The sequence below is a fragment of the Bacillus sp. C1 genome (genome assembly GCF_054570475.1).
Genome location: NZ_JBTMZT010000004.1, coordinates 45,098 through 70,099 on the forward strand (window position 1 = coordinate 45,098; position 25,002 = coordinate 70,099).

At 37.2% G+C, this 25,002-nt stretch carries 30 protein-coding genes; 19 read left to right on the top strand and 11 right to left on the bottom strand.

Annotation, left to right across the window (positions count from 1 at the left end; genetic code table 11):
• Positions 1-14 precede the first annotated feature (14 nt).
• Positions 15-509 (bottom strand): NUDIX domain-containing protein, encoded by a 495-nt coding sequence (locus ACX5JI_RS13995; protein ID WP_459501656.1) that lies wholly within the window; start codon positions 507-509, stop codon positions 15-17.
• Between the two features lie 221 nt (positions 510-730).
• On the opposite strand from ACX5JI_RS13995, the gene ACX5JI_RS14000 reads away from it, so the two are divergent.
• Positions 731-1,165 (top strand): DUF5391 family protein, encoded by a 435-nt coding sequence (locus ACX5JI_RS14000; protein ID WP_459501657.1) that lies wholly within the window; start codon positions 731-733, stop codon positions 1,163-1,165.
• Positions 1,166-1,418: 253 nt separating this feature from the next.
• On the opposite strand, the gene ACX5JI_RS14005 is transcribed toward ACX5JI_RS14000, so the two are convergent.
• Entirely contained in the window at positions 1,419-2,627 is a 1,209-nt protein-coding gene (locus tag ACX5JI_RS14005; RefSeq protein WP_459501658.1) for an NAD(P)/FAD-dependent oxidoreductase, read from the bottom strand.
• Between the two features lie 469 nt (positions 2,628-3,096).
• Here ACX5JI_RS14005 and ACX5JI_RS14010 point away from each other — a divergent pair, with 469 nt between their 5' ends.
• From ACX5JI_RS14010 to ACX5JI_RS14025, 4 genes are all read left to right on the top strand, one after another.
• Positions 3,097-4,086: an NAD(P)/FAD-dependent oxidoreductase gene (locus tag ACX5JI_RS14010; protein ID WP_459501659.1), complete on the top strand. Its 990-nt coding sequence runs from the start codon at positions 3,097-3,099 to the stop codon at positions 4,084-4,086.
• A 66-nt stretch (positions 4,087-4,152) separates the two neighbouring features.
• Entirely contained in the window at positions 4,153-4,380 is a 228-nt protein-coding gene (locus tag ACX5JI_RS14015) for a hypothetical protein (RefSeq protein ID WP_459502035.1), read from the top strand.
• 563 nt (positions 4,381-4,943) lie between these two features.
• Positions 4,944-5,261, top strand: coding sequence for a magnetosome magnetite crystal formation protein family (locus ACX5JI_RS14020; RefSeq protein ID WP_459501660.1), 318 nt, complete (start codon positions 4,944-4,946; stop codon positions 5,259-5,261).
• Positions 5,262-5,478: 217 nt separating this feature from the next.
• Positions 5,479-6,726 (top strand): MFS transporter, encoded by a 1,248-nt coding sequence (locus ACX5JI_RS14025; protein WP_459501661.1) that lies wholly within the window; start codon positions 5,479-5,481, stop codon positions 6,724-6,726.
• An 18-nt stretch (positions 6,727-6,744) separates the two neighbouring features.
• On the opposite strand, the gene ACX5JI_RS14030 is transcribed toward ACX5JI_RS14025, so the two are convergent.
• Entirely contained in the window at positions 6,745-7,626 is an 882-nt protein-coding gene (locus ACX5JI_RS14030; RefSeq protein ID WP_459501662.1) for a helix-turn-helix domain-containing protein, read from the bottom strand.
• 84 nt (positions 7,627-7,710) lie between these two features.
• On the opposite strand from ACX5JI_RS14030, the gene ACX5JI_RS14035 reads away from it, so the two are divergent.
• The gene (locus ACX5JI_RS14035) at positions 7,711-8,163 is read left to right on the top strand and encodes a 2-thiouracil desulfurase family protein (protein WP_459501663.1); all 453 of its coding nucleotides are present in this window, start codon (positions 7,711-7,713) and stop codon (positions 8,161-8,163) included.
• Positions 8,164-8,195: 32 nt separating this feature from the next.
• Here the strand turns inward: ACX5JI_RS14035 and ACX5JI_RS14040 are convergent, their stop codons facing one another.
• From ACX5JI_RS14040 to ACX5JI_RS14055, 4 genes are all read right to left on the bottom strand, one after another.
• Entirely contained in the window at positions 8,196-8,549 is a 354-nt protein-coding gene (locus tag ACX5JI_RS14040) for a YxeA family protein (protein WP_459501664.1), read from the bottom strand.
• Between the two features lie 140 nt (positions 8,550-8,689).
• A complete protein-coding gene (locus ACX5JI_RS14045) occupies positions 8,690-9,043 on the bottom strand; it encodes a HesB/IscA family protein (RefSeq protein WP_459501665.1) in 354 nt (117 codons plus the stop codon).
• A 41-nt stretch (positions 9,044-9,084) separates the two neighbouring features.
• A complete protein-coding gene (gene dapF / locus ACX5JI_RS14050) occupies positions 9,085-9,951 on the bottom strand; it encodes a diaminopimelate epimerase (RefSeq protein WP_459501666.1) in 867 nt (288 codons plus the stop codon).
• Between the two features lie 339 nt (positions 9,952-10,290).
• Entirely contained in the window at positions 10,291-10,530 is a 240-nt protein-coding gene (locus tag ACX5JI_RS14055) for a YuzB family protein (RefSeq protein WP_017150175.1), read from the bottom strand.
• Positions 10,531-10,992: 462 nt separating this feature from the next.
• On the opposite strand from ACX5JI_RS14055, the gene ACX5JI_RS14060 reads away from it, so the two are divergent.
• The 5 genes from ACX5JI_RS14060 (at position 10,993) to ACX5JI_RS14080 (ending at position 14,296) form a co-directional block, all read left to right on the top strand.
• Positions 10,993-12,063, top strand: coding sequence for an NAD(P)/FAD-dependent oxidoreductase (locus ACX5JI_RS14060; protein ID WP_459501667.1), 1,071 nt, complete (start codon positions 10,993-10,995; stop codon positions 12,061-12,063).
• Between the two features lie 127 nt (positions 12,064-12,190).
• The gene (locus tag ACX5JI_RS14065) at positions 12,191-12,850 is read left to right on the top strand and encodes an ABC transporter ATP-binding protein (protein ID WP_459501668.1); all 660 of its coding nucleotides are present in this window, start codon (positions 12,191-12,193) and stop codon (positions 12,848-12,850) included.
• Positions 12,834-13,622, top strand: coding sequence for an ABC transporter permease (locus ACX5JI_RS14070; RefSeq protein ID WP_459502036.1), 789 nt, complete (start codon positions 12,834-12,836; stop codon positions 13,620-13,622). The genes ACX5JI_RS14065 and ACX5JI_RS14070 overlap by 17 nt, the downstream gene beginning before the upstream one ends.
• Before the next feature lie 66 nt (positions 13,623-13,688).
• Positions 13,689-13,952, top strand: a complete 264-nt coding sequence (locus tag ACX5JI_RS14075) for a zinc ribbon domain-containing protein (protein WP_459501669.1) — start codon at positions 13,689-13,691, stop codon at positions 13,950-13,952.
• Positions 13,953-14,137: 185 nt separating this feature from the next.
• The gene (locus ACX5JI_RS14080; protein ID WP_081811128.1) at positions 14,138-14,296 is read left to right on the top strand and encodes a YqbF domain-containing protein; all 159 of its coding nucleotides are present in this window, start codon (positions 14,138-14,140) and stop codon (positions 14,294-14,296) included.
• 92 nt (positions 14,297-14,388) lie between these two features.
• Here the strand turns inward: ACX5JI_RS14080 and ACX5JI_RS14085 are convergent, their stop codons facing one another.
• Together ACX5JI_RS14085 and ACX5JI_RS14090 are read right to left on the bottom strand one after the other, a co-directional pair.
• Entirely contained in the window at positions 14,389-15,189 is an 801-nt protein-coding gene (locus tag ACX5JI_RS14085; protein ID WP_459501670.1) for a nucleotidyltransferase domain-containing protein, read from the bottom strand.
• Positions 15,190-15,264: 75 nt separating this feature from the next.
• Positions 15,265-15,573: a YuzD family protein gene (locus ACX5JI_RS14090; protein WP_459501671.1), complete on the bottom strand. Its 309-nt coding sequence runs from the start codon at positions 15,571-15,573 to the stop codon at positions 15,265-15,267.
• A gap of 209 nt (positions 15,574-15,782) precedes the next feature.
• On the opposite strand from ACX5JI_RS14090, the gene ACX5JI_RS14095 reads away from it, so the two are divergent.
• Positions 15,783-16,019 carry a NifU family protein gene (locus ACX5JI_RS14095; protein WP_000431179.1) on the top strand — a complete coding sequence of 79 codons (237 nt, stop codon included), beginning with the start codon at positions 15,783-15,785 and terminating at the stop codon, positions 16,017-16,019.
• Between the two features lie 164 nt (positions 16,020-16,183).
• Here ACX5JI_RS14095 and yutH read toward each other — a convergent pair whose 3' ends face one another.
• Positions 16,184-17,185, bottom strand: a complete 1,002-nt coding sequence (yutH, locus tag ACX5JI_RS14100; protein ID WP_459501672.1) for a spore coat putative kinase YutH — start codon at positions 17,183-17,185, stop codon at positions 16,184-16,186.
• A 120-nt stretch (positions 17,186-17,305) separates the two neighbouring features.
• Here yutH and ACX5JI_RS14105 point away from each other — a divergent pair, with 120 nt between their 5' ends.
• Together ACX5JI_RS14105 and ACX5JI_RS14110 are read left to right on the top strand one after the other, a co-directional pair.
• Entirely contained in the window at positions 17,306-17,797 is a 492-nt protein-coding gene (locus ACX5JI_RS14105) for a phosphatidylglycerophosphatase A family protein (RefSeq protein WP_459501673.1), read from the top strand.
• A gap of 428 nt (positions 17,798-18,225) precedes the next feature.
• A complete protein-coding gene (locus tag ACX5JI_RS14110) occupies positions 18,226-18,501 on the top strand; it encodes a stage V sporulation protein S (protein WP_459501674.1) in 276 nt (91 codons plus the stop codon).
• A gap of 116 nt (positions 18,502-18,617) precedes the next feature.
• On the opposite strand, the gene ACX5JI_RS14115 is transcribed toward ACX5JI_RS14110, so the two are convergent.
• The gene (locus ACX5JI_RS14115; RefSeq protein WP_459501675.1) at positions 18,618-19,103 is read right to left on the bottom strand and encodes a GNAT family N-acetyltransferase; all 486 of its coding nucleotides are present in this window, start codon (positions 19,101-19,103) and stop codon (positions 18,618-18,620) included.
• Between the two features lie 165 nt (positions 19,104-19,268).
• On the opposite strand from ACX5JI_RS14115, the gene ACX5JI_RS14120 reads away from it, so the two are divergent.
• The 5 genes from ACX5JI_RS14120 to ACX5JI_RS14140 are packed head-to-tail and all read left to right on the top strand — an operon-like array spanning position 19,269 to position 24,991.
• A complete protein-coding gene (locus ACX5JI_RS14120) occupies positions 19,269-20,525 on the top strand; it encodes a TerD family protein (RefSeq protein ID WP_459501676.1) in 1,257 nt (418 codons plus the stop codon).
• A 12-nt stretch (positions 20,526-20,537) separates the two neighbouring features.
• Complete coding sequence (locus ACX5JI_RS14125) at positions 20,538-21,752, top strand: HpcH/HpaI aldolase/citrate lyase family protein (RefSeq protein ID WP_459501677.1); 1,215 nt, start codon at positions 20,538-20,540, stop codon at positions 21,750-21,752.
• A complete protein-coding gene (locus ACX5JI_RS14130) occupies positions 21,679-23,067 on the top strand; it encodes a phosphoribosyltransferase family protein (RefSeq protein ID WP_459501678.1) in 1,389 nt (462 codons plus the stop codon). The genes ACX5JI_RS14125 and ACX5JI_RS14130 overlap by 74 nt, the downstream gene beginning before the upstream one ends.
• Positions 23,064-24,182, top strand: a complete 1,119-nt coding sequence (locus ACX5JI_RS14135; RefSeq protein WP_459501679.1) for a cysteine protease StiP family protein — start codon at positions 23,064-23,066, stop codon at positions 24,180-24,182. Before ACX5JI_RS14130 ends, ACX5JI_RS14135 begins: the two co-directional genes overlap by 4 nt.
• Complete coding sequence (locus tag ACX5JI_RS14140; RefSeq protein WP_459501680.1) at positions 24,179-24,991, top strand: HAD family hydrolase; 813 nt, start codon at positions 24,179-24,181, stop codon at positions 24,989-24,991. Before ACX5JI_RS14135 ends, ACX5JI_RS14140 begins: the two co-directional genes overlap by 4 nt.
• Positions 24,992-25,002: the final 11 nt, after the last annotated feature.

A 25,002-nucleotide genomic window follows, 5' to 3' on the forward strand; every position in this document is an offset into this window, starting at 1 on the left:
TTCCCACGCCCCTTCTATTTCTTATCTCCTGCCGTAAACACATGATAGGCTGTATATCCAAATTGATCTCCTGGATTTAATGTTGGATCCATTTCAAGAAGTGATTCTGTATGACCCTCCAGTAAATATCGAATTAATATAGAAGCATCTTGATTATAAGCAATATCTTTCGGGTGTAAAAATGCTACCTCAGACAATTCCTTTTCTTGTACAGTGATCTCTTCTCCTTCTGGTTCGAGTCGAAAAATAACCATATTATCGCTAATCTCATCACGAATAACACCAGAACGAATGCCAATCACTCCTTTTACATGAGCAACAATGCCTGTCTCTTCTAAAATCTCACGTTTAACAGCTTCGTCAATCGTCTCTCCTTCGTTTACGAAACCAGCTGGCAATGACCATTTCCCCTTTAAACCTCCATATTTTTTCTTAACGAAGAGCCAACGACCATCTTTTGTCGCCACCATTCCACTTACAGCTAACCAAACTTTCCCACGCTTCCCCATGATGTAAACCCCTTCCAATTAAACGAACAGAATATTCATTCTTTTCTATGTATTATACTATATTTTTCAGTAAGAATAATATAATCTTCCTTGTTCCTTAGTTACTCCAGTTCTTTCTACCCTTCTTTATTTTCCATAAATTTGATATATTGTTAATATAGTGTATTGCCTATTTTGAATATAACATCACACCTATTCATTGTGAAAGGAGAAAAAATAAAATGAGAAATCAACCCAAAAAGACCAGTATTGCATTTGTGGCACTCGTTTCCGCATTGCTCTTCTGCTCTGTCTTAGCTGTCATTCCACTTTCGCCTCTTGCTGATTTAGGACCTAACGCAAATAAATTTAACTCTTTAGGCATGTGGAAATCAATCGGCACGATTTTACTATTTTATATCGTACCTCTACTTCTTTATATCGTAGGGCTGAAGGCAATACGATTCATCATGGCTTTTCTTTGCGGTATGGGGATATTCATACATCTCGTGATACTTACAATTGTATCTTTTACAATACGCACAGGTGACTATAACATCACCTCTTTCTTATGGGTCATCATTCTTTGCGCAGCGGTAATACTCACAAATATAACTTGGTTTTTTGTTGCTTTTCGCCCAAAAAGAACTTCTACTTATGCACTGAATGTACGATGAAATAGCAGTGTAAGAAAAGCTTGTAGTACACAAAAAGCAGAAACAGCTCATGGCCATTTCTGCTTTTCTCTACTATATCTCTTTTGATTTTCCATCATATCAAACACAGCTGTGAAAACAAAAGTGGATCTCCACTCGTTTACTCCCTCTGTTTTAACATGGCATGGAGTAGGAAAAGGCACTGACCGCTTCTACGCATGGCTGGATGCCCTCTTCCATCAAAAAGAAAAGTTTTTTCATTTATATTTATATATTAAAAGAACTTCAATTTACCTTTTTTAAGAACTAATAAAGGTCCACCAAGTAAGAATAAGTAACGGTTATCGATTACTTTCTTCATGAAAGAAGCTTTCCATCCCGTTAATTTTTTACCCATAACAACACCCATTGCATCGTCATGTCCTAATGAACATACAGACCCTTTATTATCAAACACGAATTTTTTCATTTCGCCTTTACCACGAACTAATACAGCTAAGTTATGTGCAATGTTGTAACCTTGTTGAATTGCAATTTGTGCTGTTGGTGGGTATGGACGATTAATTTCTTCATTAATGATTAACGCAGCGTCACCAACCATAAATACATCTTCATGACCTGGAGCATGCATATACTCATCCACTTTAATACGTCCGCGCATTGCTTCAAAACCAGACTCTTCCACAATACCGTTACCACGAACACCAGCTGCCCAAACAACAGTTTCAGATTTAAGTAACTCAACATCGTCGCCGTTTGCAACTAAAATACCTTCTTCAGTTGCCTCTTTAATTGCTGTACCAATGCGGAATTCTACACCTTTTTTCTCTAACTGTTTTACAGCATACTCAACTAATGCTGGATCAAAACCAGGAAGTGCTGTTGGAGCAGCTTCTACACAAACAATACGTGCTTTTTCACGTGGAACATTATACTCTTTACAAAGCTCTGGAATACGATTTGCAAGCTCACCTACGTACTCGATACCAGTAAATCCTGCACCACCAACAACGATTGTTACTAACTCATCGCGTTTTTCAGTCGCATATTGAGCGAATTTGTTTTCCATATGCTCACGAATTTGGCGAGTTGCATTAATGTTAGTGATCGAGAATGCGTGCTCTTTTAGTCCTTTAATTCCGAACGTTTCTGATTCGAAACCAAGTCCGATTACTAAGTAATCATACTCTAATTCACCATTTTTTAAGATAATACGTTTTTCAGCAGCTTTAATTTCTACTACTGTATCTTGTACAAAGTTCACTTTATTTGTATCAATAACGTCTTGAATATCTAGACAGATTTTATCATCATGTAATGTACCAGCTGCACTTTCATGTAACCAAGTTGCTTGGTAGTGATAGCTGTTGTTATTTACTAACGTAATTTCAGCTTCACTTACAGATAATGTTTTTTGCAGACGAACAGTCGTAATCATGCCGCCATAACCTGCACCTAAAACTACGATTTTTGGAGTTTTCACCAAATCACAACCCTTTTCTTTATATAATGAAATACTAAACAATAAGACCAAAGTGATAAACACTCAATTTGTCAAGAATGTGGAATTCCTCACATTCTCAAGCATAACAAAACGTATTCAAAAAATCGTACGAAATTTGTCATAAAAAATTAACATAATACTTTCCTATATTAGTCGGTTTTATTTCATAATTCAAGCGTCTAGAGAATTATCAATATTTTAAATTAACATAGCGTTTTCAAGGGTTTTCTAGCCTTTTTTTCATGTATTTTCCTTTTGATATATTGTATACACTTTCAATTTATCTATGCACAAGCTTACATATAATTCAGTCATTTCTTGCAGTATTCTAAACTGAAATATGTTATCATTTTTATTGTAAAATGCAATCTTATTTGCAGGATTTCCGTATACATATGAACAATATATGGAATCAATATGAAAATTCCAGCTATAGGGGGAATAAATAGTGACAGAAAATCAAAAAATTTACGACATAACGATTATCGGTGGAGGCCCGACCGGATTATTCACAGCGTTTTATGGCGGGATGAGACAAGCAAGTGTAAAAATTATTGAAAGCCTACCGCAGCTTGGAGGACAATTATCCGCACTATACCCTGAAAAATATATTTACGACGTTGCGGGATTTCCAAAAGTACGTGCGCAAGAACTTGTTAATAATTTAAAAGAGCAAATGAAAAAGTTCGAACCGACTGTTTGCTTAGAAGAATCCGTTGATACACTTGAAAAACAAGCTGATGGCGTATTTAAACTCGTAACAAATAAAGGCACTCACTATTCTAAATCTGTCATTATTACAGCTGGTAATGGTGCCTTTCAGCCGCGCCGCTTAGAACTAGAAGGCGTAGAAAAATTCGAAAAGAAAAATTTGCACTATTTTGTTGATGATATGAATAAATTCGCTGAAAAACGTGTCGTTGTATTTGGCGGCGGCGACTCTGCCGTAGACTGGACAATGATGTTAGAACCAATCGCCCAGCAAGTAACAATCATTCATCGCCGTGACAAATTCCGCGCCCATGAGCATAGTGTAGAAAGCTTAATGAACTCGCGTGCAGATGTCAAAACACCTTACGTTCCAGTTGAGCTAATTGGTGCAGATAAAATCGAACAAGTTGTTCTGCAACATGTGAAAACAGAAGAAAAAGTGATTATTGATGTTGATGATGTCATCGTAAACTACGGCTTTGTTTCTTCTCTTGGTCCAATTAAAGACTGGGGCTTAGACATTCAAAAGAACAGCATCGTTGTAAACTCTAAAATGGAAACAAACATCCCTGGTATTTACGCAGCCGGCGACATTTGCACATATGAGGGCAAAGTAAAACTAATTGCATGTGGCTTTGGCGAAGCACCAACAGCAGTTAACAATGCAAAAGCTTACTTTGATCCAAATGCAAAACTACAGCCAATGCATAGTTCTAGTATGTTTTAATGTATAGAATGAAACGGACTCCTTTCTTATGAAGGGAGTTTTTTTAAAAGGTGGGCTGACATGGACATTCGGTGGAAAATAGAGGAGATTATGTTTGACACACTAAGGGAATCTGAAGTATGGGCAGACTCAATTGCAAACGAAATACACGGGAGAACAATTGACGGGTACATCACCCCTGATTATAAGATTGCTTATGCCCTCTCATTTTTCTTAGCTTCCGTTCCTCACTTCAGCGTTCATACGGATACAGATTCGTTTGTTTATAAAGTTTGGGTAACTAAAATAGCATAGATCAAAAAAAACTCTAAACGATAGTGCTTAAACAACAAGCTATCACTCCAAGAGATATGCAAATTGATCTTTCATTCATTTCTTTATACACACTTCTCAAAGACGTAGCGATTATTCGCTGCGTTTTTGAAGTTTGTTGGGAAACAGTAGCTAGGTGGCTCTTGTTTTTATCGTTTTTTGTTGGTTAGTCGATATCCTTTGTCGAATCGCTGATATATTTCAATTTGCGCCGATATATGACGAGAAACGATCGATATATTTGAAAAATCGTCGATAAAATTTCATTCACCACTTTATACGGACACAATTCGTCAGATCAGCATGTTTCTTTTTATAATTTTTTAGCATTTTCCTTTCTCCACCGTCTGCAAAAACGTAGCAATTATTCGCTGCGTTTTTTGTATAATTCCACTCCATTTTATTATATAATCGACATCATACGTCTAATTTCAACAAATCTTACAAAACTGTTATGTTTTTGTAAGCTAAATGAATAGTAGGTTATTCCTTTTTCCTGCATACTAAAAGTATAAAAACAAACACTAACTTATGGGGTGACCGATTTGAACGGAAATAAATTATTATCTGCTTTTTCTTACTGGAGTATCTTCTTTGCACCGCTTCTTTTCCCAATCATCGTTTGGATTATCGGTGATAGCGAGACGAAAGCTCATGCAAAACGAGCTTTATGGACACATATCATTCCAAGCATTGCTGCTTTTATATCTATGATTGTATTAGGAATTATGGGACTTGGTTCTGATCAACCAGATGTAACACTTGGAATCGGTGCCATTATCACTGTATGCATTTGCGGGATTATTAGCTTATACTTCTTTATTTGGAATATCGTAAAAGGGATCAAAGTTATAAAATCATAACAAGAAAAACCATCAAACACTCCAAGGGAAGAGAACGTCTGATGGTTTTTTTCTGTTTTCTACTGGAAAATCTTTTATCAAAAAAAAATCCGCTGGGCAAATGTGGGATTTTTGTCTACAATGAAAAAGTGCAGTATAGAAAGACTCAAAACTGTATAAAACGATTGTTAATAAGATTTTATATCCACTCAAAATTGGTACATAGAAAGGACACAATATGGAGGAACTACAACAAAATAAATCTGCTTTAGTAGAAAATGGGACACCTTTGTTAAAAAATACAAATTTCCTATTTCTCTGGGCAGCTACTCTATCTTCAAGCTTTGCTTTAGCTTTTTTTACATTTTCTCAAACATGGTACATAGCAAAAACATTAAATCTTGAAGCTTCACTAGGCGTTGTCTTTGTTGCACTTAGCGTCCCACGACTCATCTTTATGATTGTTGGCGGAGCTGTCGCAGATAAATTCCCGAAAAAAAATATTATGTTTTATTCTAATATCATCCGTGCACTTCTCGTCGTAACAATTCTCGTTTGGTTTATCGTTGGTCATGTGACATTATATACATTTGCTTTGTTTGCTTTATTTTTCGGATTAGCGGACGCATTCTTTTGGTCAGCAGACGGTTCCATTCTCCCGGAACTTGTAGAAAAACATCGTTTAACACAGGCGAATTCTCTTACACAAATGACGAACCAAGCATCAGTAATTTTAGGACCTGTACTGGGCGGGATTCTCATTAAGTTTAGTAATTATGAGACCATCTTTACCATTACCATTCTGCTCCTCATTATTGCTGCTTTACTCGTTCAAAAAATTCAATTTACATTACAAGAAAAGCCGAGTTCAGAAAAAGGAATGTTTACATCTATTAAAGAAGGAATTTTATATGTAAAAGAGTCACCCTTTCTTTCTACTTTCCTTATCTGTAGCGCCTTTTTAAATCTATTTTTAATCGGCCCAATGCAAGTTGGTTTCCCGCTATTTGTCAAAAATGTTCTTCATGGTGACTCACTTCAATTTAGTTATTTAGAAGCTGCTGTAGGAGCAGGTATGGGAATCGGTGCTGTCATTGTTGGTCTTAAAAACATTAATCGTAGGCGCGGCTTGTTTTGTATTATTATGATGCTGTTATCTGGTGTTTTCTTCTTATCCATTAACTTTAGTACAACACTTTGGCAAGCGCTACTTGCAGGTGCATTTTACGGCATTACAATCGCGATGGCCATCGTTCCATTAATGGCGATGATTCAATCAACTGTAAAAGAAGAAATGATGGGACGTGTCATGAGCTTACTCATGCTCTCATCCATGGGCTTCATCCCGCTTTCTTATGCATTTACATCCCTCGCACTTGCTGCTGGCATTCCGATTGTAACAATTATGAAAAGCGGCGCGATCGCCGTTATTGTCTTCGTATTATTTGTCGCAATTCGCGTTCCTGTCGTACGCAAATTTGATTAATGACAAGAGTCATGTTACTTACACGCATGACTCTTTTTTGAATGGATTAAATAAATCTACCTTCATGCTCCTTCTTATAGCTGCTCCCCACTCTAATCCAATCTCTAAAAATAGATCCCGCATCGCGCTATACAAAAGAGCGTTAACATCTTTACGAATCTCCCCTAACTTATACGCTCTCACAACACTTTTCGTACGACGAATGAGCTGAGAATACATGTCTTCATCCGTAATCAATTGTTCCAGCAATACGCCCTGTTCGAGTAGACCACTTTTTTTATAAGCAAGTTCTACTTTACTCCAAAGCACATTGATCGTTTGCGGATTTCGCGACATCGGTACAATCGCCTGTATAAATGTTAATGGAACATCATGACGACAATATGTTTCATCAAGTTCATACGTTATATTTTTCTTTTGTATTTCTTTAGGGAGGTTTTTAAAAAGAATCGTTTCCCTTTCTTCTTGCACCTCTTCCTTCTTACAACCATCTACACTTTCCACCTTTCTACATGCGGTCATTTTCATACGGTCATCCATGCGGTCAACAGCGCCTTTACGAAACACATATAAGTTCGCACTATATCCTCCGCGCTTATGTCTTTCTTTCGTAGGAATTCGTTCAATAATCCCGAGTTCCTCCAGTTTCGCAACGGAACGACGAACCGTACGAATACTTTTTCCTATTTTGGTCGCAATTGTTTCCATTAACGGACAAGCAACTCCAACTGTTTTTTGTTTTTCATTAACGGCATATCTTCCTAACAAACGAATCACTAAAAAATCTGTTTTATTTATGTCAGCTCCATAACGCGTAAAGATTTGCTGCTGATACATATTGAATTCTTCTTTACTTTGAAATTCGCTATATGTTTTCATTAAATTATAAAAAGCTCCCATTTTTATCACCCCATATATACATAGGTGTCAGGAAGAAACAGGGGCACTTTTTAAAAAATTTTTTGATGAACCGAGGTAGAAAACATGATTGTAATTAGTGCTTGTTTAGCGGGGATTGCTTGTCGTTACGACGGAAATGACAATCTCATTTCCAGAATAGAAGAGCTTGTGCAAAAAGAAGACACTGTCCTCATCTGTCCAGAAGTATTAGGCGGATTACCTACTCCTCGTCCATCAGCAGAAATAATTGGCGGGAATGGTGATGACGTATTAGATCGAAATGCAAAAGTTATAGACCAAAACGGAAATGATGTAACAGAAGCTTTTATCCAAGGAGCTTATAAAGCGTTACAAAAGGTTGAACATTTAAAACCTGAATATATTATTTTAAAAGAACGAAGTCCATCTTGCGGAAGCTCTATCATCTATACAGGAGAATTTAATGGAAACAAGCAAGATGGTTATGGTGTAACAACCGCTTTGTTTCGAAGACATGGCTTTACAGTCATTTCAGAAGAAGATTTTGTAAACAAATAAAGGAGCTGGCTCATACGCCAACTCCCTCTTCATTATTTCGCACTTAATTTTTCTTTCACTTTTGCAGGAAGCTCGTCCTTTTTCACTTCTTCCCAAGACTTGACGCCTTTCTTCTCAGAATAGTATATACGTAAAAATGCTTCTTTACGCAGATTTTTTGGAGCAGTAAATTCTAATTCTTTTTCTTTTCCTTCTTTATCAAATCCAGTTAACTTATACTCGTATTGCTTATACTTTTCACCAGAATTGGATTGTGAAATTCCTTCTTTTCCATCAGCTGTAATTTGAACATAGTATTCATCTGTTCCAATGCGATTTAAATCACAACCAGCTAACAAGCTTGCAAATACAACTAAAATACTAAAAAGTGCAATATATTTTTTCATGTCCTTCACCTCATATATTCGTTTATTATATTGTTATCATAATCTCTTTTTACATGAGGCGAAATTCAAAAACATGACATGAACATTACACTTTTGTAAGATAGTAAAAACCTTCTCACTCATTTGTGAGAAGGTTTTGATTAGCACTCTTCCGGCTTACCAGCGTTCGTCGCTGTACGGAACGATGACCCACAGCCGCATGATGCGATTGCATTCGGATTATCGATTGTGAATCCACCGCCAAGCATCGATTGCTTGTAATCAACTTTTACTCCTTTTACAATCGGAGCACTTTCTTTATCAATAACAAATTCAACACCGAAAAATTCAAGCACTGTGTCGTCTTCATTTGGTTCTCTTTCAAATCCTAAGCCGTAAGAAAGACCGCTACATCCACCGCCATGTACAGCAAGACGAACGTACTTTTCTCCATCTTCAGCATCTTTTAACATATCTTTAATTTGAAATGCTGCTTGTTCTGTTACATCAATCATGAAATCCACCTTCCTTTCTTCTCTCGTTCTATTATACATCTTTACGCTTCTATCTTGTACTCATACACTCCGCGGCAAATGACTTCGGCTGGTCCTTTCATTAAAACGTTCCCTTCTTCTGTCCAGGCAATCATTAAATCACCGCCTGCTAAGTGAACTGTAATTTCCTCACCGCGCTTCATTTTTTCATTTAACACAGCTGCTACAACTGCTGCGCACGCCCCTGTTCCACAAGCTTGTGTCACACCTGATCCACGTTCCCAAACGCGGAAGTTCATTTCATTGTCATTTACAATTTCAATAAATTCCACATTCACTCGTTCTGGGAACATTTCATGAGTTTCAAGTACCGGTCCTAATGTTGTCAGCGGCGCTTTTTCCACATCATCAACAAAAATGACCGCGTGCGGATTCCCCATCGAAACAGCAGTAAACGCATAGCGATGATTATTGTATAGGAAATTTTCACGAATAAATGGTGTTTCTCCCTCACCAAGCATTGGTAACTCTGCACGGGTTAAACGAGGTGCTCCCATATCAATTTTAGCTAATGTAACGATACCGTCATTTACTGTTACTTCAGCCGTTACAATTCCTGCCAATGTTTCTATTGTAAAAACATTCTCTTCTACTAGCTTATGCTCATACGCATATTTTGCTACGCAGCGTAGCCCGTTCCCGCAGCTTTTCCCTTCCGATCCATCATTATTAAACATGCGCATTTTCACTGGTGCTACCTCTGATGGACAAATTAAAATCATCCCATCTGCACCAATTCCCGTGTTAATATTGGACACTTTTTCCGCTACAAGAGATAGCTCCTCTTCCGGAATTTGCTCTTCAAACATATTGACATATATATAACTATTCCCAAGACCATGCATTTTTGTAAAAGAAAATTGGTTCATCCTCATTCACTCCAAAAAAAATTTGTTATTTCAAGTATAAAATGCATGCTTTTGGAACACAATAAGAACGTCCCCGTTTCTCATATTTGACAACATTTTGATGGCTTATATATAAAAGCCGCTCTTACACAAATTGTGTAAGAAAAAAGCCCTTCTCGGAAAGGGCTTTTTTTATTCATCCAAACACCCCTATAGTTGCAGCGCTGAGTACATTTGCAAATCTGCCCAATACTGTTCATTCTGTCAGCTCTAACGTTCAAAGTCTTTCTTAGCATTTCCTCCGCAAAAATTTTTACACCGGTGCAACCACAAAAAAAGACGTTGCTTATGTGCAACGCCTTAAAACATTGGGTTTTCATCTAAATAATCATATACATTTTTCACAAGTTCCTCTACCGTTGCTCCTTGTACGACTTCACCATTTACAAGCGCAAACGGCCCTTCAAAACAAATACCACAATATCCAAGACAGCCATACTCCATAACATCTAGATTCGGGTCTTTTTCTAACTTTTCTAACGCTGCTTGTGAGCCGCTTGCAAGGTTACCTACACAAAATTCAATTAACGGCTTAATCAAAATAATCCCCCCTGTATCTATATAAAATCAATTTATATAAAGAAAACTCTGTTGTTTCTTGTTGGTTTCATTACACCTAATAAACTATTTAGCTACTTGACTATTTTATTTCGAAGCAAAAGATTTTTCTATGTATTTTCCACCATACAAATCACTACCATGAAAACAAAAAAGAACCTTCACTTACTTCCTACTTCTGGTCTCACACCGCACGGGGAAAAATTAGGCTCTGACCTCTTCTATCCATCAGCGGACGCTCTCTTCAAACGAAAAGAAATGGTTTCTGTTGTTTTTCACTAAAACAGCCCCCCACTTTTCTTCCTATTGTACAACAGAGTACACATTCATGCATTGTTATTTGTTCACAAATTCGATATAATTTGAATGAGTAAAGTCAAAATATTTTTTCAATATAAAATTGTATGATTAGGGGATATTTCAACAGAAAAGGGGTAATCCATCATGAAACACCTCGTATTACTGGGCGGGGGCTATGGCGGAATGAGAATTCTACAACGGCTTCTTCCAAACAATCAACTTCCAGATGATGTCCAAGTGACATTAATCGACAAAGTACCATACCACTGTTTTAAAACAGAATATTACGCATTAGTAGCAGGCACCATTTCAGAGACGCATATTCGCATTCCGTTTCCAGAACACCCACGCCTCAACATTCAATACGGTACTGTAACGAATGTTGACCTTGAAAACAAAGCCGTTCATCTCGATGGAGGCGAAGTTGTCGAATATGACGACTTAATTATCGGTCTTGGTTGCGAAGACAAATATCATAACGTTCCGGGTGCGAAAGAATATACACATAGCCTTCAATCAATTGAACAAACTCGTAAAACATATGAACAATTAAACAGTTTAGAACCAAATGCAACTGTCGCTGTTGTCGGTGCTGGTTTAAGCGGCGTTGAAGTTGCAAGTGAGCTACGAGAAAGCCGTTCGGATTTAAAAATCTATTTATTTGACCGAAAGGATCGTATTTTATTCCCGTTCCCAGAAAAATTAAGTAGATACGTAGAAGATTGGTTTGTAAAACATAATGTTACCATTATAAGAAACTCTAATATTACGAAAGTAGAACCGAACATTGTATACAACCACGATGAACCACTTGAATGTGATGCCATTGTATGGACAGCAGGCATTCAAGCGAACGAAGTTGTTCGGAACCTTCCAGTCGAACAAGATAGTAGCGGGCGGGTTGTATTAACAAAATATCATAATATTCCAAACAACGAACACGTTTATGTTGTAGGAGATTGTGCAGCCCTTCCACACGCACCATCTGCACAACTTGCTGAAGGTCAAGGTGAACAAATTGTCCAAATATTATTAAAACGTTGGAACAATGAACCACTTCCTGATGAACTACCTGTTATTAAATTAAAAGGTGTTCTCGGTTCGCTTGGCAAAAAACACGGGTTCGGACTGTTAGCAAATCAGCCGTTAATGGGACGAGTTCCTCGGCTTTTAAAATCCGGTCTTCTTTGGATGTATAAATATCATAATGGTTAAAAAACAAGAGCGATGCGCTCTTGTTTTTTACATTTTATCCCACACCATATTAAAATAAAGTGAGCAAGGGAAAGTTTACTTTTATTTTAATAGCCACGACTTATATCAAATCAGAAAGGGGAAAATTATGTTTCTATTAAAAAACGTAACATTTAAAGATATCTTACATATTCCTTACCTCGAAATTCACAGAGAAAAAGTCACCTGTATTATCGGTGAAAGCGGAAGCGGTAAAAGTACACTGCTTCGCATGCTCAACGATCTACAATCACCAACTTCTGGCGAAATCAACTATAACGGGGTACCTATTTCGTCTTATCCACCTATTCCGTTACGTCGTGAAGTCGTTATGCTCGGGCAAATGCCTCCCATATTTGATGGAACGGTAAAAGATAATCTGTTAATTGGACTTCGCTTTTCAGAAAAACCATTCCCAACTGATGAATCATTACAAGAAGTTTTAGCACTTGTAAGTTTGGAAAAAGATTTAACAAGTGTTGCTTCTTCATTATCCGGTGGTGAAAAACAAAGGCTCTCCTTAGCTCGTGTTTTCCTTATGGACCCATCTGTTTATTTATTGGATGAGCCAACTTCTGCACTAGATGCTGAGACAGAAAGACGTGTCATGAAAAATTTCATTGCCACCGCGAAACAAAAAAAGAAAACTGTTATTTTCATCACCCATTCACAACAGCTTCCAGCAGAAATCGCTGATGACATTATTGAAATTAGTAAAACGAAAGGCGCTATTAGAAAGGAAGTGTACGCACTTGAAGGGCGTTATTGAACTACAAATTTGGCAACTTGCTGCGGCATATATTTTCATTATCATTTTAATCGGACTTGTAAAATTAAAAGGCATACCACGTGAAAAACAAATTGCCATTGCTACACTTCGTATGACTATTCAGCTTGTACTTGTTGCATACGTACTTACATACATATTTGAAAATAGCAGTCCATTTTATACAATCGCTATCATCACTTCTATTACGACATTTGCTATTTTTAACATTTATAAACGCATAAATATACCTATGTCAAAAGAATTAAAACGCGTGGCCGCTCTCTCCATGATTGCGGGATCGATTGGGCCGCTTTTGTTATTTATCTTTGTCATTATCGGACACGATCCTTGGTATGCCCCTCAGTATATTGTTCCGATCGCCGGAATGCTGATCGGAAATGCTATGACTGGTATATCCCTTGGTGCAAATACATTCTTAAACAACATGAAATCAAGACGCGAACACATTGAAGGTGCGCTTATGCTTGGAGCAACGCCAAAACAAGCAACTGCTCCGCTTATAAGGGATGCTTTCGACTCTGCCATTTTACCAACGATTAATTCCATGGTCGGAATGGGCATCATTAGTCTCCCAGGAATGATGACAGGACAAATCTTATCAGGTGTTTCACCGTTTACCGCCATTCAATATCAAATTGCCATTATACTTGGTATTTCCGGAAGTACAGCTTTTTCTGTCATTATCTTTTTACAACTTGGGTATAAAACCTTCTTTAACACGCGGTGTCAGTTGAAAAATCTGGAACCTTAAAGGCATTGTGTCTCTAAAAAAAACATACTATAATCATTGAGACTATATAAATTAGAGGCGACTTTCATGAAAAAACATAAGAATTGTCAAAGCTGCGGCATGCCATTTTCAAAAGATGAAAAAGGTGGCGGCACAGAAAAAAATGGCGACAAAAGTACAACGTATTGCAGTCATTGCTATGAAAATGGAGAATTCACTCATCCACATATCACAGTAGATGAGATGAAACAGCTTGTGGAAAATAAAATGGTTTCATTTGGTTTCCCTAGATTTTTGTCTAAATTTTTCACACGAAATATTCATAAATTAGATCGTTGGAAAAATAGTTAATATAAAACGAGTTCGCATCCTATTGTGAACTCGTTTTATATTAACTCTCTCTATTAGTTACAAATGTTTTTGCATCCTCCCAGTTCACATCCCAAATGAATATTCTAAGTATCAAATTCCAATTTATGGTCATTATAAGTGGTGACTCTTTTAATTTGGATCGTTTTATAATGGAGGTATGTATGATGTACTACGTCAAATTAATTCAAGGACAATCATTCTATGCGTTTGATCACCGCTTCTTATTAGATCAAGAAGAACAAGTTACACAAAGAATTTTTAAATACCTGTGCAAAAATGAATTTTTTGAAGTGCGGAAAGACGAAGATACCTCTACCGCATAATAAAAGTAGCTAAGTAGTGTACAAAAAGGCCTCTATAGTGATGACTATAGAGGCCTTACTTTTAGGTTGGTATTATCTACATTTTGCTTATACTACGCTTCCCACTTCCTCCGGCATTCCTCTATCCCACTAAGCAAATACTTCTTCGTCATATTTGCCCGCTTCCAAATGGAAATCGTTCGTTTCGCTCCCTTATTATGACGTATCCGCTCTACCTCTTGTAGCAAAGGCATCCATTCTTCAGCTGACAATTTTATCATATATTGTAATCCCTCATCTTTTGAAACAATTGTTTTATGCTCTAACGTATACAAAATACGCCCCATCGTTACAACAGCTGATTCTACCCATTCTTCAATTAAAAACAAATATGGTCGTGATGCTTTTTCACTCCAGTACTGCTTTACATTATACTGCATCGTTTCTACTACATCACTCCATGGTGTCTGAAACGGAAGCTCATTTGCTTCCTCTCCAATTACAGTAATCCCTTGATTTTTTAACGTCCACCACGTTACCGCATTCACATCCCAATGTCCTGTATGGGATTTTCCCTCTGCACAATAGACATACTGCGACATTTCTTCATTAGCCTTTCCTAAATCAGCAAGGGGAATATACATACCGTCCATTCGTCTTCCTAACATGCTTTTACTCAGTTTTTTATGTAACTCGGTTATTTGTAGCTTCTTCGTTTCACTGATCGGCTCTCTCGTTACTGTAATAAAATCAACATCACTTGTATCTAAATGAAATGCTCCTAAAGCGATCGAACCATATACATATATCCCAATTAACTCTTCCTTAAAAAAGATACTCTGTAATCCCATCACATATTGGTCCATAAGACCCTTTACTTCCTCTGGTAACCCCTGTTTCACTACACTTTCCATATCCATCCCTCTCACTAACTATTTTTTCCATATAAATATGTAAGAAAAACCTTTGCAACCGCAAAGGCTTTTGTATTATAAATATTTCTCGATTTCTTCATATACATCCTTCAAACGAGGATTCCCTTCTCCGACAATTTCTCCGTTCACAAGAACAACTGGATAAAATAAATCCTCTTCAATGACACGCTCTGCAAAAGCCTTTTTCTCAGCATCTGCTTGTTCTTCTTGAATATCAATATATTCAAACTTAAATTCATTATCTTTCCCTTCATATTTGCGACCGATTGCAGCTTGTAGCCATTCGAATGTTTCAGTCGACGATGGCATCCCAACGCAGCTCGCACAAATTACTTTTGCCCCATATACTTGAACATTTACCATTATTTCTCCCCCACTTCTCTGTTCTAACAGTACACGTAAATGACTCATTTTATAAGCACATCTCTTTACAAGCTCAATTCTTGTCCACTATACTGAAAAAACACATTGTAAAACATGATACAATATTTCGACAATAAAACAAGAACAGAAAAAATAGATTTTCCGCTGTATCTTGATTATAATAAAATGGATGAAAGGAGTCGATAAAAATGGAAAACCCAAATATGCAAGAACAAGTACTAGAAGTATTAGATAAATTACGTCCGTTCTTACTTCGTGATGGCGGTGACGTTGAATTAGTAGATATTGAAGAAGGTATCGTAAAACTACGCCTTATGGGTGCATGCGGTAGCTGCCCAAGTTCTACAATCACATTAAAAGCTGGTATCGAACGCGCCCTACTTGAAGAAGTACCAGGCGTTATCGAAGTAGAACAAGTATTTTAAATTAAAAGCAGAAGCGGCTCGTTTAGAACAGGAGGACATTGAAGACCCTGAAGAGGTGCTCTTTACCTCACAGGAAGGGGCGAAATGGCCGACTGTTCTAGCCGCTGACACTAGATCCTTTACAAAAAAGAGACCAATATCGGTCTCTTTTTTGTAAAATTCATTTAAGACAACCAATCTAATTTTCGAATTCCAAGCTTATCAGCAGGCCGACGAAGAAATCCGTAAAAATGCTTCATAAATTGCTCTGAACGGTTCACATCGTTTAAAATGTCTTCTAAGTGGTCTCGGTACATGCTTTTTTGCTCTTCATCGCTCGTCAAGTAATATCGTTCTACCGTTTCAAAGTAGTGAAGTGGAAAGAGGAGACGCGCAAATAGCAGACGCCATCCGAAAGAAGAGAGCACGTAATTTTTCTCATAATCTGTTACAAACTGAAAAATGGTTTGTTCCCAATCTTTCTTTTTTTCTACCGATACATACCGGATCCATTCCGCCAAGTCTCTACTTGGATGATCAAATACCCAATCGATAGGGATTTTTAATTTATTAGTTTGCTGCCATAATAAAGGGCTAAAGCGTTCTTGACAGATTGTTGCTGCATCGGCAAGCTGAGGTATATCATCTATTTCTGTATCCACAACATATTGAATTGCATTTTCAGCAATGCCTAAATAATATGGGAAAGACTCAATAAATAGTTGATCAAATACATCTGACGGATGATTTATAAGTTGGGATTGCCAAAATCGCTCTAATTGATCAAGTCTTTTTTCCCATAATGCCTTCCATTCACCAATGCGACTTAATTGTTCAATTGCTTCTGGAAAAAAGGCACCTCGTTTGTGAAATAAAGAAAGCTCACTACCTAACGAAAGAGCATTTCGATCAAGCAAACGCATACCTTTTAATAAACAGTAATTTTTTTCTCCCATCTCACTTACATAGTAACCGTGCACTGTCGGAACGAAAGTCGCAACAGTCATATCCCCTTGCTGGTTCATATAATCGCTTAATTTTTTCATTTCAACAAGTACCTCTTCCTCCATATTTCCAATCGGAAGAAGTACATAAATTTTATTGCGAACCCAAAAACTTTTATAGGGGCCAAGGGGGATTAATTCTTGGACATGCATATGATAATGCTCATAAATGTGCTGGATCATCATCGTCGCCACCTATGTTTTTTCTATATATATATGAGCCTGTGCCCGCCTTTCATTCCTATGCATATGATAAAGCAGTAAAACGTATACAAATAATAAAAAGAAAAAAAGGTGATAAACATGAAAGAATCAAATCAACTACAAGAAAGAGCATTACAACTACTACAAGAGCGTGGTGTAACAATTGATGATATCGCTGAGCTTGTTCATTTCCTTCAAAAGAAATACCATCCTAATTTAGAGATGGCCGAATGCCGTTATAATGTAGAACGTGTACTATCAAAACGTGAAGTACAAAACGCCCTTATTACAGGAATCGAACTAGATGTCCTTGCTGAAAAGGGATTGTTAAGTGAACCGTTACAAGATATCGTTAAACGTGATGAAGGGTTATACGGAATTGATGAGGTTATCGCCCTTTCTATCGTCAACGTGTACGGCTCCATCGGGTTTACAAACTTTGGATATATCGACAAATTAAAACCAGGGATTTTAGAACACTTAAACGATAAATCATCTGGAAAAGTTCATACATTCCTTGACGATATCGTTGGAGGTATCGCCGCTGCTGCTTCCAGTCGTTTGGCGCATCGTGCGGAGCATGCTGATTAAAAAAGATAAAAACAGCAGCGGCTCGTTCAGAATATGAGGAGGATGGAGCTTCTGACATAGAGGCGCTTTTTGCCTCGACGGAAGAAGCGAAGCCACCGAACATTCTAGCCGCTGGAGCTAGATATCTTTAAAAGCGCAAGCGGCTTGCTTAGAATGTGAGGAGGATGGAGCTAGATACCAAAAAACGGACCCATATACTAGGTCCGTTTTTTTCAATATAAACCTCTTTTTATATAGCCAGTGACAATTGCTTCATACAACTCTCATCTTTTATTTATCCTCACAAACAGGAATAACCTAAAAAATAGCGAATGATTAAGTTTAACAGTTCTGCTTGATTGGAATCTGAATATGTATGAAAGATATGTTACTTACATTCCTTTTATTATTCAAAAAAAACACACTAAATGACAAAGGGAGCAGTGTATATGGATAATATATTAAAAGTATCATCAAAATCGAATCCCAATTCAGTTGCTGGTGCAATTGCCGGTGTATTAAGGGAAAAAGGTAATACAGAAATTCAAGTCATTGGGGCCGGTGCTTTGAACCAAGCAATAAAAGCCGTTGCGATTGCAAGAGGCTTCGTAGCTCCTAGCGGTATGGACTTAGTTATCATCCCAGCATTTTCAGATATTGTAATCAACAATGAGAAAAGTACAGCAATCAAATTAATGATCGGTCCTAGAAAAATTAGATCGTAGAAAAATAATAGATTCTCCTTGAGACTATCCATATGAAATATAAGAAGCCGATGAAAAATCGGCCTTTTTTTATTTCATATGCTGTACCTTAACCTGATTTTCTCTTATGTAATACTTCAATCCTTCTTTTCACTACAGGAATATATCATTAAAATAAACTCTCTTCCTCGGCTAAAAAAAGTTGCTTCTGCTGTAAAACCTATCTTCTCGTATAACGCAATTGCACGTCGATTAAACCCTGCCACACTTAAACGAATCTTCTTTGGTTGCAATTTCTCTTCCATAAATTGCATTCCTACCCGAAAAAAAGTGCGACCAAGCCCCTTCCCTGTTAAATCCGGTTTCATGCCAAGCCCAATGTCTATAGTATCTTCTCCTACGTATAATTTTGCCTCCCTTCCCCCTGGCACTTGTGCATTTTCCCCAAAACAAAAGTAGCCAATTAGTTTTCCGTGTTCATTACAACAGCCATAATATGTACCATCTAATAGTTCTTCTATTACCTCCTCACTTCCTGAAAAGCTATATAATGAATACGGCCTCTCATATTGCCATGTATTGATTTCTTTTGCTTCTTCCTCTGTTAGTTTGTGTATATCCATCTGTCCTCTTCCTTTCTAAAAACTACTCACTAACAAAGTTCTACAAAAACCTTGAAATTCACCTTCTATTTTTGAAAAGTTTGTAAATTTTACGAATAGTAAATTGGAAATTTTTTGTTAGCGTGTTACGATTGAATTAATTATTCTAAATGAGGTGAAATCGAAATGCCCCTACAGTTATGTAAAGGACAAAAGGTAGATTTAACAAAAACAAACCCTACATTAACTCATATAAAAATAGGTCTTGGCTGGGACCTTCCTACAAAATCAAATGCACATACATTCGATTTAGATGCTGCTGCTTTTTTATTAGATGCAAACGGACGTTTGACAACAACAGACCATATTATCTTTTATAAACAACAGTCTGCTTTACAAGGTGCGATTACACTTTCATCAGACAATCTTACAGGAGCAGGATCTGGCGATGACGAGGAGCTTCTTATCGCCCTTTCTAAACTCCCATCTCATATTGAACGCATTATTTTTACTATTACGATTCATGAGGCACAAACTCGTCTACAAACATTTGGACAAATAGCTCACTCTTACGTCCGCATTCTAAACTCAGCAAACGATGAAGAAATGTTCTGCTATAATCTTGAAGAACATTTCGCATCCGAAACGGCACTAATCGTCTGTGAAGTCTATCGTTACAAAGAAGAATGGAAATTTGGTGCTATCGGTCGTGGTTTGCAAGGCGGGCTTATCGAACTGGCCAAACAATTTGGTTTATCCCATATACCACTTGATTTTTTTGCAAAGGCGACTCCTGTACCTTCTTCAATTTCAAAAAGGAGTAACCTTTCTAAAATTGAACTAAAAAAACCTGGAGATACGATTAACCTGCAAAAAACGGACAAGCCTCTTGGAGAAATTACAGTGAATTTAAACTGGAGTAAACAAAGTACCCCAAAACAAAAAGGATTTTTCTCATCTTTATCGTCAAACTTCTCACCTCAAGTAGATTTAGATCTAGGTTGTTTGTTTGAATTTAAAGATGGATGGAAAGGCGTTGTACAGCCGCTCGGAAATGTATTTGGTTCATTTTATAGTGAGCCTTACATTCATTTAGATCAAGACGATCGTACTGGCGCTTCGAATAAAGGGGAGAATTTACGTATTAACGGGGATATGGTTCATGAAATAAAAAGGATATTAATTTTCTCTTATATTTATGAAGGCGTAGCTAACTGGTCACAGGTTGATGGTATTGTCACATTAAAACAGGAAAACGGCCCAGATATTATTGTAAAAATGAACGAGTACCGCAACGGTTTCAACACATGTGCAATTGCAATGCTCGAAAATGTAAATAATGAAACATTCAAAGTACAAAGGCTGGTGAAATATTTTAGAGGGCACCTAGAAATGGATCGACATTACAAATGGAACATGAACTGGGTCGCAGGCTCTAAATAAGGTGGTGACAATTTGAAGTATTTTTCTTACCTCTCTGTTGAAGAAAAGCAAAAACTTTTCTATCAGCAGCCTATTGAGTTTTCAAAAAACATACAAAAAGACCAATTAGCTTATGCATTAGGTGCTACTCTATATACACCTGGAACAAAGAGAACCATTGCAGATGACATCGTTAGAAAAAGGCACGAAGGTACAGCATCGATTGTACTTTGTTTAGAAGATTCCATTAGTGATGAAGACGTGAAACTTGCCGAGCAAAACGTCGTCATACAAATACAACTATTGGCTCATATGGTTGATATAAATAAATCTCTTCCATCAGATATACCACTTCTCTTTATCCGGATTCGTGAACCAAAACAAATGCGTTCACTCATTCATGAACTTGGGAGTGCCATTCAGTATATAAGCGGTTTTGTTTTTCCTAAGTTCACTCCGGCAAACGGACTGTCTTACATTCATGAACTATCGGATATAAACGAAACATATTCGCTTTCACTTTATGGGATGCCTATTTTAGAGTCTCCGGAAATTATTTATAAAGAAACGCGGATTGATACGCTACTAGCAATTAAAAAAATCTTAGATTCTTATCGTGATTTTATTTTAAATATCCGAATTGGTGCGACTGATTTTTCAGGTCTATTTGGCATTCGCCGTAACAAGGATACGACGATTTATGACATTTCTATTATTCGCGATTGTATTTCTGATATTATCAATATTTTTGCTAGAAAGGCAGATGAATATGTTATATCTGGGCCAGTGTGGGAGTACTTCGGAAACAATCAACGCGTACTGAAACCACAGCTCCGGCAAACACCATTTCGTGAATCATTAGGCAACGCTGGGCTTACAATGCGTGAAGATATGCTTCATCGGTACGAGGATGGGTTACTTCATGAAGTCTTGCTTGATCAAGCAAATGGATTGGTTGGAAAAACGGTCATCCACCCTTCCCACATTAAACTCGTACAAGCTATGCATGTTGTAACATTAGAGGATTATTTAGATGCAAAAACGATTTTCGAAGTTGCGAAGACATATAACGGCGTAATGAAAAGCAGCTTTTCTAACAAAATGAATGAAGTGAAGCCACATTATAATTGGGCTCGTAAAACACTTTTAAAATCTAACATTTACGGGGTGCTGCATGAACAACAAACTTTCATCGATCTCCTTACCGAAAAATCAAAGCAAAACGTACACATACCACATATTAAATAAAATAACAGTTCATATAGATGTGTTACATAATCCATATTTATTATCGCCAGATCGACTCTTTCAAATGGCCGCTAGAATGAATAAGAAACGCAGTTTTTTATTTGTAAGCACCATTTTAGGAAAACATCTTCCTGTTCAATCTGAAACTGCTTTAGCTAGTGGATTTGCTCTTGCTGCAAGATATATGGAAGTGCTACATCATACAAATCATCCATATCAAAAAGAAATTCTTAGCCTAATTTCTTCTAAAGACAGTACCCATAATGAGCTAGAGAGCATCCTTCATTATCAATTTCCGCTAGCAAAAGAAGTCTTATTTATCGGGTTTGCAGAAACAGCTACCGCATTAGGTCACTCAATGTTTCAATGTTTCCAAAATGCAAAATATGTTCATACAACAAGGGAGATGGTCTCACAAATCGATCCTATCATTACATTCGAAGAGGAACATTCTCATGCGACATCGCATCGTTGCTATGTGGACAAAAGCTATTTCCAAAATGAACAACCTATCGTCCTTGTGGATGACGAAATGACAACGGGAAAAACCGTGCTTAATATAATTAAGTCCATCCAAGAAAAATTTCCAAGAAAAGAATACATTGTTGTCTCTTTATTAGATTGGCGCTCAGATGCGCATCGAAAACAATTTACAGAGCTCGAACAAGAACTTTATATTACGATTCATGTGATTTCTTTATTAAGCGGTTCCATTCACGTAATCGGTAGTCCTGTTGTTACTTCCGATTCACATAATAAACCAGCTTACAAATCAATAGAGCCCGCGATAGAAAGACATATGATTTCATGTCCTACTCTTCCTTATACATCCGGGCAACATAAGGCCAACTACATCAACTATACAGGTCGCTTTGGTATTTCATCCGATGATCAAAATCATATCGACTCTTTTGCTAGAAATGTTGGCAGCAAATTAAAAAAAGCCAGAAAAGGCAAATGTACACTCTGCTTAGGAACTGGTGAATTTATGTACATTCCAATGCGAATCGCTGCTGAAATGGGAGAAAATATTTCCTATCAATCAACAACGCGAAGTCCGATTCATCCTTATAGTTCTCATACGCAATACGCGATTCATAATCGCTTTTCCTATGAAAATCCTGAAGATAAAGCCGTTACAAATTATTTTTATAACGTCCATCCTGGTGACTACGACGAAGTCTTTCTTTTTATAGAGCGTGATTTAGATGAGGTTGCTTTACGTCCCCTTCTCAAACAATTACAAGCAGTTATTCCGCTCATTCATATCGTTTCATTTAAGAGCTTAGTAGAAAGCGAGAGTGACGAAGTATGACCAGGGCCAAAACCCCTCATCTTATCGGTAGTTATGCGAAAGAGGATGCTATTTTTCTATTAAAGGATATTAGTAATGCCATAGAAGAACGTGCAACAGAGGAAAGGGAACAAGCAATTCAATCGGGCATACATTACGCTGAAATGCTTCCGATTGAATATAAACCATCTAAGCCTTATCTAGATTTATTTTTCGCTTCACTCGAGCAATACAAGCGGAAATTAGCTATTGCAGTCGGTGTAGTAGCTGAGCAAATTATAAAGACGAAAGGAAAGAAGCTTGTTCTCGTCTCACTAGCGAGAGCCGGTACACCAATTGGCATTTTAATAAAACGATACATTCGCTATCAATATCATCTCGACTTGCCGCATTATAGTATTTCTATTATTCGAGGCCGCGGCATCGATGAAAACGCACTGCACTATATTTTACAGCAGCATCCAAACCAAACGATTCAGTTCATTGATGGCTGGACTGGCAAAGGTGCGATAAAAAAAGAACTACGCCAATCTGTGCATACATTTAACGAAAAGAATCATGAATATGTTTCAGACTGCATGGCAGTGCTCGCTGATTCAGGCCATTGTACTTCTATATACGGAACACGAGAAGATTTTCTCATTCCAAGCGCTTGTTTAAACGCAACCGTATCAGGATTAATGAGCCGCACAGTTTTAAATGAAACTTATATTGGTCCGAACGATTTCCACGGCGCCAAATATTATAAAGAATTAGAAACAGAAGATGTATCTAATTTCTTCATTGAAGAAATTACAGCGTTATTCCCTACTATTAATGCCGACGTCACAACAGAACTAGAGCACATTATTACTACCTATGCGGAACCATCTTGGCAAGGTATGCAAGATGTTATCTCTATTCAAAATCATTTTGGAATAGAAAATATACATTTTATTAAACCAGGTGTCGGGGAGACCACACGTGTTTTACTTAGACGAGTACCATGGAAAATTTTAATCCAAAGCGAAAACAATCCAGATTTAAGACACATTTTACTTCTTGCAAAAGAAAAAAATGTACCAGTAGAACTCTATAAAAATATGGCGTACTCGTGCTGCGGACTCATTAAACCGCTTGGGAGGACAACTTCATGATTTTTGCAAGTGATCTTGATCAAACACTCATTTATTCACGTAAAGCGTTTCGCGCTCATATAGAAGACGAACAGATTCAGCTTATTGAGACATTAGATGGGAAAGAAATTTCTTTTATCACACACAAAACCATTTTTTTATTAAAACAATTACAACGACAATCACAATTCATCCCAGTTACAACACGAACGATTGAACAGTTTCAACGTATTACACTATTTCAAAACGAGATCATACCAGAATATGCGATTACGAGTAACGGCGGTACTATTCTTCACAACGGTAAGCAAGATAGCACTTGGAGAAGCATACAAACGAAACGCTTAGCAGCATGTATGGAGAAAGAAGACATTTTAACAGAATTTCAAAATATCTCCCATAAGGAATGGGTTCTTTCACAAAAAACAGCAGATAACTTATTTCATTATTGCATCATTAATCGAGAAAACATTCCGTATGACGAACTAACCACCTTCACAGATTGGCTAGACACACAAGGATGGACTCATTCACTGCAAGGTAGAAAATTATATTTTGTGCCAAAGCCTGTGAACAAATGGGATGCTGTCCAGTATGTACAAGAAAAAATCCAAGCAAAAACAGTCATTACAGCTGGAGATTCATTACTTGATTTATGCATGCTAGAAAAATCAAATTACGCAATTGCACCTCTTCACGGTGAACTTGAAACAAAGCAAAGAAATTTATCACCTCATATTGTAAGAACAACTGAAATGGGTATATATGCAGCGGAGGACATCGTGAGTAACGTACTCCAAATGATCCATAATTCTCTTCCTACTGCGTAATCTATACATTC